Source organism: Asticcacaulis sp. (assembly GCA_024707255.1).
GTDB lineage: Bacteria > Pseudomonadota > Alphaproteobacteria > Caulobacterales > Caulobacteraceae > Asticcacaulis.
The window spans coordinates 722,359-735,824 of the sequence record JANQAC010000001.1; the positions used below are offsets into that span (position 1 = coordinate 722,359).

Sequence of the window (13,466 nt, forward strand, 5' to 3'; positions counted from 1 at the left end):
TTGCTTTTTTGCGCTGCGATGAAGACAACGACTTGCGCGGGTCCGATTAAAGTCAGATCCGCGCACGTTTTTGACGTTTATTGTGAATCGCCCGGCCAGGCCGTGTGAGGATGGGAGTGAGGGATGCCTCTGCCGCTCATAATCTGGGCCGTGTCCGATGGACGGGCGGGCATTGAAAACCAGGTTCTGGGATTGGCAGAAGCCGTGGCGCGGATCAGTCCGGCCAAGATCATCAAGAAGCGCATTCGTTACAACGATCTGTTCGATCGCCTGCCTTCGGCGCTCAAGATCATGCCCGATCGCATGTTAAGCCCCGGGAGCGATACGCTGGATGCCCCCTGGCCGGATATCTGGATCGCCGCGGGCCGCGCCACCATTCCGCACAGCAGCCGGATGCGCGCCCGGTCCAAAGGACAGACCTTCGTCGTCCAGCTTCAGGATCCGCGCCATAACCTGAAGGCGTTCGACCTCGTCATCGCGCCCGAACATGATCATGTCGAAGGCGGGAATGTCCTGTCGATCATCGGCTCCACCAACCGTATCGAAGCCACGAAGCTGAACAATGGCCTCAAGGCGTGGCGCAACAAGCTGAAGGGCCTGCCGAAGCCGCGCGTCGCCGTGCTGATCGGCGGACGGTCGAAAGCCTATGACCTTGACGCCGCCCATGCCCGCATACTCGCCGAAGAGGTTCATGCCGCCATTACCCAGGTCAAGGGCTCCGTGCTGCTGACCGTGTCACGCCGCACGCCGCTGGAGGCCCGCGTGGCGATCGAGGACATTCTGAAAGACCTGCCCGGCATCATCTATGACGGTCTGGGCGAAAATCCCTATTTTGCCTTCCTCAAGGCCGCCGATCATTTCCTGGTGACGGAGGACTCGGTCAATATGGTCACCGAAGCCGCGTCCACCGGCAAGTCGATCCAGATCCTCAGCCTGGAACGGCGCTCTCTCGGTTCCGGGGAAAAATTCGAGGATTTTCACGAGACCCTGCGCGCCAAGGGCATTACCCATCCGTTTAACGGCACTCTGGCGGGCGCCTCCTATCCGCCGCTCGATGAAACCCGCCGCGCCGCCGAATACCTGCTGGATATGTATCACAGCCGGAAATAACCAAAAAAACAGCCGGCGAAGCTCTCACTCTTCGCCGGCTGTTTTATAAGGGCTGAATACGTTGGGTTAAACGTGTCGACCCCGCATCATGCGGCCGAGCGCAATCAGGATACAGGCGCCAATAATGCCGGCAATCAGGTAACCGATCACGCCGCCGAAGCCGATACCGACCATCGAAAACAGGGCGTTGGCGACGATCGAGCCGACAATACCCAGGATGATGTTCATCAGAAGCCCCTGGTTGGACTTCATGATCTGCTCAGCGACCCAGCCGGCGGCCGCCCCTACAATAATGGCCAGAAGCCAGCCAATGCCTTGTTCTTGCATGATATCACCTCTTTCATGACCTCCGCGAACAGCCCGCGGATTTAGGACAAGCCTAATCTGCCCAAAAAGGTTTTGGGATATGGTTCGGCGGCCAGATTGCAAAGTTTCGGAAAAGAACAAGGGTGTTGAAAAGCGCGTCCGCGCTTTAATTCCTGATGACATTCGCCGCATCACTACCTATCTAATGGCCGTTAACTTTTCCGATTCCGCAGGTTCCCGTCATGTCCAAGCCCCGTCCCCTTCGCTGCGCCATCATCGGCACCGGCCCTGCCGGCTGGACTGCCGCCATCTATGCCGCGCGCGGCCTGTTATCGCCGGTTATCTTCACCGGCCCGCAGGACGGCGGCCAGTTGACGATCACCACGGACGTGGAAAACTATCCCGGTTTCGCCGAGGTGGTGCAGGGCCCGTGGCTGATGGACCAGATGAAGGCCCAGGCCGTGCATATGGGCACCGAAATCATCGGCGAGATCGTGACGAAGGCTGATCTTTCGAAGCGCCCCTTCCTGCTGGAAACCGAGAGCGGCGCGCAGTTCCTGGCCGAGACAGTCATTATCGCCACCGGCGCCCAGGCCAAGTGGCTGGGCCTCGAATCTGAAAAAACCTATCAGGGCTTTGGCGTATCGGCCTGCGCCACCTGCGACGGCTTCTTCTACCGCAACAAGGTGGTGGCCGTGGTCGGCGGCGGCAATACGGCGGTCGAAGAGGCGCTGTTCCTCACCAAGTTCGCCGCCAAGGTCTATCTGATCCACCGCCGTGAACAGCTTCGCGCCGAGAAGATCCTGGTCGAGCGTCTGCTCAATGATCCGAAGATCGAGCCGATCTGGAATGTCGCCATTGATGAAATCCTGGGCGAGACCAATGAATTCGGCGGCGCGGGCGTGGTTGGCGTGCGCCTGCAGGACGTCAATACCGGCGAAAACCGCGTCGTTGATCTCGACGGCGTCTTTATCGCCATTGGCCACGCGCCGTCGTCGCAGCTCTTCGAGGGACAACTGGAAACCAAGTCCGGCGGTTATCTGGTCGTTGAACCCGGCACGCCGAAAACCTCGATCAAGGGCGTCTTCGCTGCGGGTGACGTCACCGACGATGTCTATCGCCAGGCTGTCACGGCCGCCGGCATGGGCTGCCAGGCGGCGCTGGAAGCCATCCGTCTGATCGCGGAAGAGGACCATCACCACAGCCTGCTGACCGCGAAAGAAATCGCTGAAGATTTTTCGCACCTGACCCTTGAACAGCAGAAAGTCGCTACCAAATCTTAAAGCGAAGGCGCCGATAACGGGCCTTCTGGTTTAGCAACACCGCCCAGTTGGGGGTGTAGATGTTGAGCCAAATCAAACCTTTACGGGTGAAGAAGCAGCGCGTCTGCACACCTGTAATGTCTCGCTTTTTGAAGGAGAGCCCTATGCGTACCGCAATCGATTTTTCCCCACTGTACCGTTCCGCCGTTGGCTTTGACCGCCTGGTCAATCTGCTCGACAGCGCCGCCCGCACCGATACGGCGCCGGGCTGGCCGCCTTACAATATCGAGCGCCTGCCGGCCGCCGAAGGCGAAGACCAGGGAGATTCCTACCGCATCGAAGTGGCTGTCGCCGGCTTCCGCCCCGATCAGCTCAATATCGAGGTGAAGGAAAACGTCCTGACCGTTACCGGCAAGAAGGACGATGACGCCACCACCCGCACCTTCCTGCATCGTGGCCTCGCCGAACGGTCGTTTGAGCGCCGCTTCCAGCTCGCCGATCATATCAAGGTGACCGAAGCCGACCTCGCCAACGGCCTGCTCTCGATCACGCTGAAGCTTGAAGTACCGGAAGCCAAGAAGGCAAAGACCATTGCCATCAAGACGGCCAACACCAACGACTCCGCGCCGGTCCTGACCGCCGCCGAGTAAGACTATCTCGCGCGCCCGGAATAGGCGTTTTGGGCGCGCCCCCCTGTTTCTCCCCAAACTCAAGCACTTTCTGAAAAGTGTAACGCACTTTTCAGATTAAAAAGTGCGTCAACTAAAGTGTGTTGCGCGGTCCCCTGACGGTAGACCGCGCCCAAGACCTCCGGCCCCTCTGATCTCCGCCTGCCATCCCTCGGGCGTTTGACGGTCAGGCGACAAGCCGGGGGTCTTTTATTTTGCCGGTAATGTCTCGACGAAGCGCCGCGACAGGTCCAGCAGATGGTCGAACACCGGTGGCGGGCACTCCGTTTCATCGATGAAGATAAAGCCCGTCATGCGCCGTCCGCCGTGAATCATCGGTCGCGTGCCAGCAATGGCCAGGGCTTCGGCTTCATTGTCGTGGCCCGGCCGGAACATCAACTGCTCCTCACCGGTTTTGAGCGTCCTGTGGCTGACCAGCATTTTGCCGTTCAGCAGGAAAACCAGACCGCCCATCATCCGCTTTTCCGTGATATTCGCCGCGCCCAGCGCATCACGGATACGCAGCGACACCAGTTCACTACAGGCCATCTTTTTCTCCCGTTATCGCTGCGCCGATCACCGCGAAATCCCCCCGCACTGAGCTCCAGCAGACCGAAACGCATAGCATACCCCCAGTTCCGGTCTTTTGTCAGATCGAGCGTGCCCAGCAACGGACGGATCGGCTGTTCGCGGCTGTCTGACCACTGGACATTCCGGCGAAAAGGCTGGAAACCCTCCGACATATATCCCTGATAAGGCTCGCCCTCCCGGATACGGCCAATGGCGGTGAAGGATTGAAAACCATCCTTCACGCCCATCTGCTCCGAAGGCGAATAATAGATGATACCGTCGCCCGCCTTCATGCGCTTGAGCGGTCCCAGCTTGCCGTGATTGACCTGCATGAAGCCTTCCGTTCGGCCGCGCCGCACATGCTCGGCACTGGCCACGGCCAGCCAAAAGCGCATCACCACAGGTTCCGGCCGTCGAGAACCTGGACCGGAGCGGCGTCCAGGTCGAAATCTTCAAGCAGGCGCGCATTTATGGCGATCTGCGGATGGTCGAAATCCGGCTTGTAATCGACCCAGCCCGGCGAAACATTGTAGGTGGTGCAGCCGCAACCATTGCAGAAATGCAGCCCCACCATCCGGCTTTGCCAGCGATATTCGCTGTCCTTCGCCGGATCATTGGCCGGCTCGAAGACAATCTGGTCCGGCGTGTAATAAGCCCACAAGGCGCCGCGTTTGCTGCAGATAGAACAGGTGCAGCGCGTGACCGTTTCCGGCACCTTATCGAGGGTGAACTGTGTGGCGCCGCAATGACAGCTTCCTTTGACCGTCATTATATCCTCCTGTTGTCGAGGATATCTTACAATTCCTGCTGCCAATTTATGTCAGGAGGCGATACGCCCGCGCAGGGCCACACAGGTGGTGTGCTCCAGCGCTTCCAGATTCATCATGGCACCCTGGAGATTTGAACGCGAAATATCCGCGCCGTCGAGCCGCGCCAGCTTCATGTCGGAATCGGTGAAATTGACATTGCGCATCCGTGTGTCACGCAGGTCCGCCGGCAGGAAGCGCGTGGCGTCGATCTTCAGCGCGCCGAGATTGGCGCCTTCCAGATTGGCGCCATCGAGACGGGCCCGCGCCATGCGCACGCCGCGCAGATCGGCGCCGGCCAGGTTGCAGTTGCGCAGGTCGGCGTCTTCGAGATGCGCGCCCTGGAGCTGCACGCCGCGCATATCGAGCCCGTAGAAAACCGCGCCCTTGGCCGACAGCGCCGCCAGATTCAGGCCCTTGATAGACCCCATGCCGCGCAGGTCGGCATTATCGAATTTCGAGGGTGTGCCTTCCTTGCCGAGCGTATCGACCCACAGGGCGTGATCGCGCAACATCTGGCCATAGGGCAGATTGGTGACATCCGTGCCCTGCGGCTTGTCAGTCAGCACACCGGTCATGTCGGTCTGTGAAGTCCGCCACATGTCGGTCTTGGCGCCAATCAGCACGGCATCGCGCAGGGAGGCCCCGGAAAGGTCGGCACCGGAAAGATCGGCACCCGCCAGGTCGACATTATCCATGATGCACTGCTTGAGATTGGCGCGGATCAGTTTGCATGACTTCATGGTCGCGTCGGTGAAATCGGCCTTCATCGCCTGGATGCCGGAGAGCTTGGAGCGTTCGAGATTAGCCCCGCGCAGATTGGCGTAGGTGGCTTCCGACGAGCGCATCGAGATTTCGACGTAAGATAAGCCCGCCTGCTTGTCCGGCAGGGCCAGGGCCCCTTCGCGCAGGTCGGCTTCGTATAGGTCGCAATCCGAGAGATTGGCGCCGCGTAATGAGGCGCCCCGCAGGTCGGCCCGCCGCATCGAGGCATGGCTGAGATTGGCCAGTTGCAGGTCGGCGCAATAGAGATTGCAGGTATCGAGCACCGTGTTCGTCAGGTCGCAATCCATCAGGATAGCGGCGGTGAAATCGGCGTCATTGAGCACGCGCCCGGAGAAATTCAGGCCCGACAGGTCGCACCAGGCGAAAACTGCCCGTGCGCCGCCCGGCTTCATCGCGCGCAGGCGTTCGTGCTTCGTGCAGATCGCATCGACCTGCATCTGGGTGAGCTTGGTGTAGCGTGTATCGCCGGCAGTGGCGGTCATGCGGACGGGCTTTCCTCGATATCAGGACAGGAAGTCTTCCACAAAAACCTTAAAAATTTGGGTTATTCGGCCATTAAGCCTGATGCAGCGAGGGCCATTGCCAGATCAGACCCGGCCGGAACCGACAGATGGCGGTAACCACGGCCCGCCCACGCCACCAGTTCGGCTTCCAGATCGTCGCTTTCAGGGGTGAAGACGGCATCGAAACCCTTTCCGCCGGTGTCCGTCTCGACGAACGGCCGGCCGGTGCGGTGATAATGGGCTGTCGGCGCGATCAGCCGGTCGGCTTCCTCCGCCAGCAGGCCGGCTTCGACGATAATTCCGGCGGCGGTCATGCGTTCCACGCCAATATGAGAGGCAAAGGGTGATGGATCATCACAGGCATAGATCACGCGCGCCACGCCGGCCTCGACCAGCCTTTGCGAACAGGAACAGCCGCCATTGGAACGCTGGCCGCAGGGTTCGAGCGTCACATAGGCCGTGGCACCTTTTGCCACCGGGCCGGCCTTATCGAGTGCCACTTCCTCGGCATGAGGACGGCCGCCATCGCCTGTGGCGTCCTCAGCGATGACCGCACCATCTTTTACAATGATACAGCCCACCGCCGGATTTGGCCAGGTCCGCCCCATCTGAGATAGCCCCAGACGAAGCGCCTGCTGCATGAAACCGATATCATTTTTCCTTCCCCCTCTCCCCACCTGAGGGGAGAGGGTTGGGGTGAGGGGTTTTTAGAACAGTCACTGATTTTGCCGGATAAAACTGAAAGTCATGATCAACTATATGGTCTGTTATCCGGCCATCGCAAATAGCGGCAATGGTTTCGAGCACACCATCCGGTTGGGAGAGCACATGACCGCTTGGAAACCGTGCCACCGACCAGCCGTTAATGGTCATGATCTCATTGCGGATTTGGTCTTTCGGATCATCGATATGCTGGCTGCCATCCAATTCGATGACGAGGCTCAGATCAATGCACGCGAAATCAGCTATATAATTACCGATAATAAAGCTTCTATGAAACTTGAAACCGCTTAGTTGCCGATTACGCAAAGCATTCCACATACGGCTTTCGGCGATATTGTCAGACTTCCGCAAGGCGCGGGCTAATGGCGTTAGTCTGGAGCGCTTTCTTGCCATGCTTTCCCCCAAAGCGTCTTTGTCTGGCAACCCCTCACCCCTACCCTCTCCCCTTAAAAGGGGCGAGGGGGTTTATCTGCGTAACTCGCTTATCTTCCCCTCCCCACCTGAGGGGAGAGGGCGGGGTGAGGGGTTCTTACTTCCTAAATAGCCGGCAGCGGATTGGCGCGGGCCTGATCGAGGTATTTGGCTGACACCGGCTTCAGATTATCGTCCAGCTTCACTACCAGCGGATTGCCGGTCGGGACTTCGATCTCCAGGATCGCCTCGTCACTGAGGTCGAACAAAGACTTGATAATCGCGCGGATCGAATTGCCGTGGGCGGCCACCAGAACCGTGTCGCCCGCTTTCAACGCCGGCACGATATCGCCCGTCCAGAACGGCAGGACGCGGTCGAGCGTGGTCTTCAGGCTTTCAGTATCGGGCAGGTCGGCACCGGCATAGCGGCGATCGCCCTTGAAATCATAGGCGCTGCCGGCTTCCAGCGGCGGCGGCGGCACATCATAAGACCGGCGCCAGATCTTGACCTGATCCTCGCCGTGCTTGGCGGCGGTTTCCGCCTTGTCGAGGCCCGTCAGGCCACCATAGTGACGCTCATTGAGGCGCCAGTCCTTCACCACCGGCACGAAGGATTGACCAGCGGCTTCCAACGCCAGATTGCAGGTGCGGATGGCGCGGGTCAGAACCGAGGTGAACGCCTTGTCGATCTCGATGCCCTCGGCCTTGATCAGTTCGCCGCCGCGTGTCGTTCGGGCCTCGCCTTCGGCGGTCAGGTTGACATCGACCCAGCCGGTGAAGCGGTTTTCCAGTTCCACTGGCTTTGGCCGTGGCGAAGCAGGACGAGTGTGGGCATAAGGCATCTCCGGTCTGTAAAAGCTCCGGAAGGCTATAAGGCGAGTTTAATACAGGTGCAATACGTCGCCGGGCCGGATCGTTCCGCCCTTGATGATCCGAGCATAGATGCCGCACTCGCGGTGTCCGTAATTCTGCCACAGCGCCTCGCAGATATCGATATCGCGCTCGGCCGTTTCCGGATTCACATGGGTGGCGACACAGCGCACGATCGACTTCAGCACCTCGAATTCCGGCCCGTCCTCGCCCAGCCGGATATGTTTGCCTACCCAATCGTGATCCTCGAAAGCCGTCTGGTCTTCGACCCAGATATTGGCGCGCAGCCGCAACGGATCAAGCTCGCGGCCGATGCGCTGGCCGAGGTCGCGCAAACTATTGAGATTGAGGAAGGAGACAAACCCCTTGCCAGAATCGGTAAAGCGGAAGTGCGAATGGACCTCGTCCCAGCCCGGCGCACGCAGCAGGTTAAGTGGGAAAGCCGTCGGATCATAGTCCTCGTGACGGCCCGAGGATGGTCTCGACATGCCGCGCCAGACTGTGCCGCCCGGCCTCGCTGGCCAGGTCGAACGCCCACGACTTGCCGTCCTCGTCCGTCACCTCGAAGGCATCATCCACCTCATCATAGCGGGTGCGCAGCCGCGCCACGGCGGCGAAGCGCGCCAGCACAGCGAACTTCATCTTGGAGATAGTGACCGGATTTTCAGCATCGAAGCCGGAACGGCCAACCTCCAGCGCATAGAGCCGGTCAAACGGAAAGAAATCATCCGGGCACAGCACCGCCTCCGGCACGGCTTCCGGGGTGAAACCCTTGACAGGATAACGCCAGAGCGCGGAGATAATACCCGTATTCATGGCCGGTTCTTATACTGCAGCCAGGTGATCAGGAACAGCATCAGGCTGGCGCCGGCCAGAACCGGCTGCATACTGAGCAGGGCATTCAGCAAGGGCACGCCCGTCATCAGGCTCTGATAGATCACCGCCGCCGCCAGCAGAAACTGACCGATCAGCAGCATGGCCCACAGGATGAGAACTTTACGCAGGAGCGATTTAGGCATTTTTACCCCAGTTCCTCTTCAAGCATGGCCAAACGTTCGGCCTGGTCCTCGGCGATCAGGGCATTGATCATCTGCTCCATGTCGCCTTCCATGAACTGCGGCAGGTTATAGAGGGTCAGGTTGATGCGGTGATCCGACACGCGCCCCTGCGGATAGTTATAGGTGCGGATGCGTTCCGATCGATCGCCGGAACCGACCTGGGACTTGCGGGCGTCTGAACGCGCCGTATCGAGCGCCGTGCGCTGCATGTCGTACAGACGCGCCTTCAGGTTACGCATGGCGATCTGGCGGTTCATGTGTTGCGACTTTTCCGAAGAGGTCGCCACAATGCCAGTCGGCAGGTGGGTAATGCGCACGGCGGAATCGGTCTTGTTGACGTGCTGGCCGCCGGAGCCCGACGCGCGGTAGGTATCGATGCGGATATCCTTGTCGAGAATTTCGATCTCGACATCCTCGGCTTCCGGCAACACCGCCACGGTGGCGGCCGAGGTATGGATGCGGCCGCCGGCTTCGGTGGCCGGCACGCGCTGCACGCGGTGAACGCCGGATTCGAACTTGAGCTTGCCGAAAACGCCTTCTCCGGTCACCGAGGCGATGATTTCCTTGTACCCCCCATTTCACCTTCGGAGACGCTGTCGATTTCGACGCGCCAGCCTTGCGTCGAGGCATAGCGGCTGTACATGCGGAACAGATCGCCGGCGAACAGCGCCGCCTCGTCACCGCCTGTGCCGGCGCGGACTTCGAGGATGGCCGAGGCATTGACGTCCTTGTCCTGCGGCGCCAGTAAAAGCGCCACACCATGCTCAAGTTCCGGCAGGGTCGTCTTCAATTCCTGCAGTTCCTCGGCCGCCAGAGGCGACAGGTCGGGATCATTCAGCGCTGCCATCTCTTCCAGTTCAGGCACGGACTGGCGCGCCTTGTGCAGGCGGGTCACGGCATCGAAGACCGGCTTCAGTTCGGCATGTTCCTTCGACAGCTTGACGATCTCGGCGCCGTCGGTCGCGGATTCCATGCGCGCTTCGATCATCTGGAAGCGGTCCATGACCTGGGCCAGCTTGGCGTCGGGAAGGTGTATCAAGGGTATTCTCTCATCAAAACGGGGTGCAGGGAAAGCCCCTCCCACCACTTCGTGGTCCCCCCTCCCCGCTTCGCAGGGCGGGAGAAGGTCGCTGTACCTCTATTTTGGATAGGTATCAATGAAGCTCTGCCGCTTTTCCAGTTCGGGCTGCAGGGCGGCGATGCGCGGCGCGATGGCCCGCCAGTCGATATGCGGCAGGCGAAAGTCACAGAAGGTAGCTGCCACGCCGAGGGTCAGGGTGCCCATATCGAAAACCTCCGCGCCCGGACAGAGGGTATCGGCGACCGTAAAGGCGCGCCTGAGATTGCCTTCCCAGCGCGCCAGCCAGAAGGGCGAGCGCTCGGTTTCCGGGCGGCGGTTCTCATAGACGATCTTTGCCATCATCTCGTTGAGACCTGCGGCCACGGTTTCCACGCGCCTGACCCGCCAGTAATCATCCGTGCCATAATCCGGCATCAGGTGCGGCCCCTCGCCTTGCGTCGCCAGCCAGGCGCTGATCAGGCCGCTGTCGGTCCAGCAAACGCCGTCATCATCGATCAGGGCCGGAAGCTGCGACAGCGGATTGGCCGCCACCAGATCCGGGGCGGCCTCCACCGGGAGGCGCGACACCTCCTCGATCCGCGCCGTCAAGCCTCTTTCCCTTACGACAACACGGACCTTGCGGACAAAAACCGATGTAGAGCTGACAAATAATTTCATAACAACGTTATCCGATTAAGGTTTGAACCCGCCCGGTCGTGGCGTGCAAAACCTTGATCGTCAAGGGTGCGCCCCCCGATTTCACACCGTTTTCCGGCACAGCTTTCTTAATAATCGTTTAAATAAAAACGGCCGATATTTGCCTTAATTTAAGATATCTACAGTAACCTTACCCTGACATATAACTCACCTCAGAATGAGGACCTGGTGAAACGTAGTTCAGGCGAATTAAAACTGCTGGCGCCCATGGCCCTGATTGTGGTCGTGGCCGTGTGTGCTTTGGTGGGCAGTCTGTGGGTATGGGCTGAACAGGCCGATCATATGTCGCGCACCCGCGAGGAAAAACTCGTCATGCTGGGCCTGAACCAGATGGCGGACGACCATTCGCAACTGATGACACCGATCACCATCTGGGACAAGGCGGTCGAAAGCACCGCCGTCAAATATGACGAGACCTGGGTAAAGAATAATATCGGCGACTATTTCAACAATTTCCTCAATTTTGAGTCCAACCTCCTGCTGAACGACAAGGGCGAGATTGTCTTCGCCTACCAGAACGGCAAGGAGACCGATATCGCCCGCCTGGCCGGCGCCGCGCGCCAGACCAGCAGTCTGGTGGCCGGGCTGCGCCAGACCTATGAAGACCGCCGCGCTCGCGGATTACCCGCCACGACCGAAAGCAACCATACCGGCCGCCTGATGGCGATGAACGGCCATATCTATGTTGTGGGCGCCAGCCTGCTGCTTTCCGACAAAGCCGATTCCCCCTTGCTGAAATACAAGCCGTTTGTCGCCATCGGTATGCACGAACTGTCGAGCGACGAACTGATCGCGCTGTCGCAGCGTTACATGGTGTCCGATATCAGGCTGCTGCATCCCGGCCAGCCGCGCCCCAAAGGCTCGGCGCTGGTCGCCTTCAAGGATGACAATGGCAAGGTGCTGGCGGAGCTGAGCTGGATGCCGGATACGCCCGGCCATACCCTGTTCATCCGCACGCTGGGTCCGGTCCTGATGATTTCGCTTGGTCTCGGCCTGATCGCGCTCGTCCTGCTGCACCAGAGCCAGCGCGCCGCCGAGGGACTGATCGCCTCAGAAGCCAAGGCCAAGCACATGGCCCTGCACGACAACCTGACCGGTCTGCCCAACCGCACCCTGTTCGCCGACCGCCTGAATCAGGCCACCGAGCGCCTGAAGCGCCAAGGCGGCCATGTCGCCGTCATGTGCATCGGACTGGATCGTTTCAAGGACGTCAACGACACGCTGGGCCATCTGGCCGGCGATGAACTGATCCGCCACAATGCCGGCAAAATTACCGGCATGATCCGCTCCGGCGATACTCTGGCGCGCCTGGGCGGCGATGAGTTCGTGATTATTCAGACCGATACCGATGGCTCTTCAGCCGCGTCGCTGGCTAAGCGCATCCTCGAAGGTCTGACCGGCACGGTCAATCTCGAATCCGGCCAGGTATTCTCCTCCTGCTCGATCGGCGTGACCCTGATCGGTGATGGCGATATCGATCCCGCCGAAGCCCTGCGCCAGGCCGACCTCGCCCTCTACCGCGCCAAGGATCTCGGCCGCGGTCAGTATGCCTTCTTCGAAGTCGAGATGGACGCCACCATCAAGCTGCGCAAAACGCTGGAAACCGGCCTGCGCGAGGCGATCCATGTCGGCGATATCGATGTCGTCTACCAGCCGCAGGTCGATCACTTCGGCCATATTGTCGGTGTCGAGGCCCTGTGCCGCTGGACGCACCCGACGCGCGGCCCCGTCTCGCCGGCCTATTTCATTCCGCTGGCCGAGGAATGCGGCCTGATGAACGAACTGGGCACCCTGATCATGCGCCGCGCCATGCAGGATTCGCACCGCTGGCCGGGCCTCAAGGTCGCAGTCAACGTCTCGGCCACCCAGATGCGCAATCAGGGCTTCCTGGCCACCATCAAGGGCCTGCTGTCGGAAACGAAGACGACCGCCGAGCAGATCGAAATCGAGATTACCGAAGGCGTGCTGCTCAATGACGACAATACCACCCAGATGGTGCTGCGCGACCTGCGTCATATGGGCTTCACCATCGCGCTCGACGATTTCGGCACCGGTTATTCGTCGCTCGGCTATCTCAGCCGCTATCCGGTCGACAAGATCAAGATCGACCGGTCGTTCGTCTCCAACCTGGGCGTCGATCCGGAAGCCGAGGCGGTTATCCGCGCCATCGTCAAGCTCAGCAAGGCCCTGAACCTGAATATCGTGGCCGAAGGCGTGGAAACACGCGCGCAGAAAAACATCCTGCGCCAGACGGGCTGCAATATCATCCAGGGCTACCTGTTCTCGAAGCCGGTCGCCTCAGAAGCCATTGACGAGATGATGAAGAACGAACGCAAGCTGACGATTATCGACGAAGAGGGCTACGTGGCCCCCAAGACGATCAAGATGACGCCACGGATGTCTTAAGACGAATAAAACGCGCTCCGACGAAAGCGGTAGCGCGAAATTACCAGGAATATCTGTGTGATCTGTGGATACTCTCTTTTCCAGCGCCAGGACTCGCTCGGACGTTCTTTTTGATCCACAGATTACACAGATATTCAAAACAACCGCACGTTACCGCTATCGTCGGTGTATCGAATAATCAGGTTTGTCCGCTTCGCGCGGAATACCCCC

15 protein-coding genes and 2 pseudogenes are annotated in these 13,466 nt (G+C 59.8%); 4 read left to right on the plus strand and 13 right to left on the minus strand.

Annotated elements, in window-relative coordinates; translation table 11 throughout:
• Positions 1 to 123: 123 nt before the first annotated feature.
• Positions 124 to 1,110, plus strand: coding sequence for a mitochondrial fission ELM1 family protein (locus tag NVV72_03465; GenBank protein MCR6658431.1), 987 nt, complete (start codon positions 124 to 126; stop codon positions 1,108 to 1,110).
• A 66-nt stretch (positions 1,111 to 1,176) separates the two neighbouring features.
• Here NVV72_03465 and NVV72_03470 read toward each other — a convergent pair whose 3' ends face one another.
• Positions 1,177 to 1,437 carry a GlsB/YeaQ/YmgE family stress response membrane protein gene (locus NVV72_03470; protein ID MCR6658432.1) on the minus strand — a complete coding sequence of 87 codons (261 nt, stop codon included), beginning with the start codon at positions 1,435 to 1,437 and terminating at the stop codon, positions 1,177 to 1,179.
• Positions 1,438 to 1,658: 221 nt separating this feature from the next.
• On the opposite strand from NVV72_03470, the gene trxB reads away from it, so the two are divergent.
• Together trxB and NVV72_03480 are read left to right on the plus strand one after the other, a co-directional pair.
• Positions 1,659 to 2,699, plus strand: a complete 1,041-nt coding sequence (gene trxB / locus NVV72_03475) for a thioredoxin-disulfide reductase (GenBank protein MCR6658433.1) — start codon at positions 1,659 to 1,661, stop codon at positions 2,697 to 2,699.
• Between the two features lie 143 nt (positions 2,700 to 2,842).
• A complete protein-coding gene (locus NVV72_03480; GenBank protein ID MCR6658434.1) occupies positions 2,843 to 3,328 on the plus strand; it encodes an Hsp20 family protein in 486 nt (161 codons plus the stop codon).
• A gap of 228 nt (positions 3,329 to 3,556) precedes the next feature.
• Here the strand turns inward: NVV72_03480 and NVV72_03485 are convergent, their stop codons facing one another.
• The 12 genes and pseudogenes from NVV72_03485 to NVV72_03540 form a co-directional block, all read right to left on the minus strand.
• Positions 3,557 to 3,823, minus strand: a complete 267-nt coding sequence (locus NVV72_03485; GenBank protein ID MCR6658435.1) for a TfoX/Sxy family protein — start codon at positions 3,821 to 3,823, stop codon at positions 3,557 to 3,559.
• The gene (locus tag NVV72_03490; GenBank protein ID MCR6658436.1) at positions 3,820 to 4,311 is read right to left on the minus strand and encodes an EVE domain-containing protein; all 492 of its coding nucleotides are present in this window, start codon (positions 4,309 to 4,311) and stop codon (positions 3,820 to 3,822) included. Before NVV72_03490 ends, NVV72_03485 begins: the two co-directional genes overlap by 4 nt.
• Positions 4,311 to 4,685, minus strand: coding sequence for a GFA family protein (locus NVV72_03495; GenBank protein MCR6658437.1), 375 nt, complete (start codon positions 4,683 to 4,685; stop codon positions 4,311 to 4,313). The genes NVV72_03490 and NVV72_03495 overlap by 1 nt, the downstream gene beginning before the upstream one ends.
• Before the next feature lie 51 nt (positions 4,686 to 4,736).
• Complete coding sequence (locus NVV72_03500; protein MCR6658438.1) at positions 4,737 to 5,990, minus strand: pentapeptide repeat-containing protein; 1,254 nt, start codon at positions 5,988 to 5,990, stop codon at positions 4,737 to 4,739.
• 62 nt (positions 5,991 to 6,052) lie between these two features.
• The gene (locus NVV72_03505; GenBank protein MCR6658439.1) at positions 6,053 to 6,652 is read right to left on the minus strand and encodes a bifunctional diaminohydroxyphosphoribosylaminopyrimidine deaminase/5-amino-6-(5-phosphoribosylamino)uracil reductase RibD; all 600 of its coding nucleotides are present in this window, start codon (positions 6,650 to 6,652) and stop codon (positions 6,053 to 6,055) included.
• A 10-nt stretch (positions 6,653 to 6,662) separates the two neighbouring features.
• On the minus strand, positions 6,663 to 7,157 hold the full coding sequence (locus NVV72_03510) for a DUF559 domain-containing protein (GenBank protein ID MCR6658440.1): 495 nt from the start codon (positions 7,155 to 7,157) through the stop codon (positions 6,663 to 6,665).
• A gap of 113 nt (positions 7,158 to 7,270) precedes the next feature.
• Positions 7,271 to 7,980, minus strand: a pseudogene (gpmA, locus tag NVV72_03515) (2,3-diphosphoglycerate-dependent phosphoglycerate mutase).
• Positions 7,981 to 8,026: 46 nt separating this feature from the next.
• On the minus strand, positions 8,027 to 8,503 hold the full coding sequence (locus NVV72_03520) for an MOSC domain-containing protein (protein MCR6658441.1): 477 nt from the start codon (positions 8,501 to 8,503) through the stop codon (positions 8,027 to 8,029).
• Complete coding sequence (locus NVV72_03525) at positions 8,466 to 8,831, minus strand: MOSC domain-containing protein (protein MCR6658442.1); 366 nt, start codon at positions 8,829 to 8,831, stop codon at positions 8,466 to 8,468. The genes NVV72_03520 and NVV72_03525 overlap by 38 nt, the downstream gene beginning before the upstream one ends.
• On the minus strand, positions 8,828 to 9,034 hold the full coding sequence (locus NVV72_03530; GenBank protein ID MCR6658443.1) for a hypothetical protein: 207 nt from the start codon (positions 9,032 to 9,034) through the stop codon (positions 8,828 to 8,830). The genes NVV72_03525 and NVV72_03530 overlap by 4 nt, the downstream gene beginning before the upstream one ends.
• Positions 9,035 to 9,036: 2 nt before the next feature.
• Positions 9,037 to 10,109: pseudogene (gene prfA, locus NVV72_03535) on the minus strand (peptide chain release factor 1).
• A 102-nt stretch (positions 10,110 to 10,211) separates the two neighbouring features.
• Positions 10,212 to 10,811, minus strand: coding sequence for a glutathione S-transferase N-terminal domain-containing protein (locus NVV72_03540; protein MCR6658444.1), 600 nt, complete (start codon positions 10,809 to 10,811; stop codon positions 10,212 to 10,214).
• A 207-nt stretch (positions 10,812 to 11,018) separates the two neighbouring features.
• On the opposite strand from NVV72_03540, the gene NVV72_03545 reads away from it, so the two are divergent.
• Positions 11,019 to 13,256: an EAL domain-containing protein gene (locus NVV72_03545; GenBank protein ID MCR6658445.1), complete on the plus strand. Its 2,238-nt coding sequence runs from the start codon at positions 11,019 to 11,021 to the stop codon at positions 13,254 to 13,256.
• Positions 13,257 to 13,466 lie beyond the last annotated feature (210 nt).

What these genes read in the sequence shown, in the direction of transcription:
- NVV72_03540 (MCR6658444.1), bottom strand. Translation starts at nt 10,811, where the DNA reads ATGAAATTATTTGTCAGCTCTACATCGGTTTTTGTCCGCAAGGTCCGT.
- NVV72_03480 (MCR6658434.1), top strand. Translation starts at nt 2,843, where the DNA reads ATGCGTACCGCAATCGATTTTTCCCCACTGTACCGTTCCGCCGTTGGC.
- NVV72_03485 (MCR6658435.1), bottom strand. Translation starts at nt 3,823, where the DNA reads ATGATGGGCGGTCTGGTTTTCCTGCTGAACGGCAAAATGCTGGTCAGC.
- NVV72_03530 (MCR6658443.1), bottom strand. Translation starts at nt 9,034, where the DNA reads ATGCCTAAATCGCTCCTGCGTAAAGTTCTCATCCTGTGGGCCATGCTG.
- NVV72_03520 (MCR6658441.1), bottom strand. Translation starts at nt 8,503, where the DNA reads ATGTCGAGACCATCCTCGGGCCGTCACGAGGACTATGATCCGACGGCT.
- trxB (MCR6658433.1), top strand. Translation starts at nt 1,659, where the DNA reads ATGTCCAAGCCCCGTCCCCTTCGCTGCGCCATCATCGGCACCGGCCCT.
- NVV72_03465 (MCR6658431.1), top strand. Translation starts at nt 124, where the DNA reads ATGCCTCTGCCGCTCATAATCTGGGCCGTGTCCGATGGACGGGCGGGC.
- NVV72_03470 (MCR6658432.1), bottom strand. Translation starts at nt 1,437, where the DNA reads ATGCAAGAACAAGGCATTGGCTGGCTTCTGGCCATTATTGTAGGGGCG.
- NVV72_03500 (MCR6658438.1), bottom strand. Translation starts at nt 5,990, where the DNA reads ATGACCGCCACTGCCGGCGATACACGCTACACCAAGCTCACCCAGATG.
- NVV72_03490 (MCR6658436.1), bottom strand. Translation starts at nt 4,311, where the DNA reads ATGCGCTTTTGGCTGGCCGTGGCCAGTGCCGAGCATGTGCGGCGCGGC.
- NVV72_03505 (MCR6658439.1), bottom strand. Translation starts at nt 6,652, where the DNA reads ATGCAGCAGGCGCTTCGTCTGGGGCTATCTCAGATGGGGCGGACCTGG.
- NVV72_03525 (MCR6658442.1), bottom strand. Translation starts at nt 8,831, where the DNA reads ATGAATACGGGTATTATCTCCGCGCTCTGGCGTTATCCTGTCAAGGGT.
- NVV72_03495 (MCR6658437.1), bottom strand. Translation starts at nt 4,685, where the DNA reads ATGACGGTCAAAGGAAGCTGTCATTGCGGCGCCACACAGTTCACCCTC.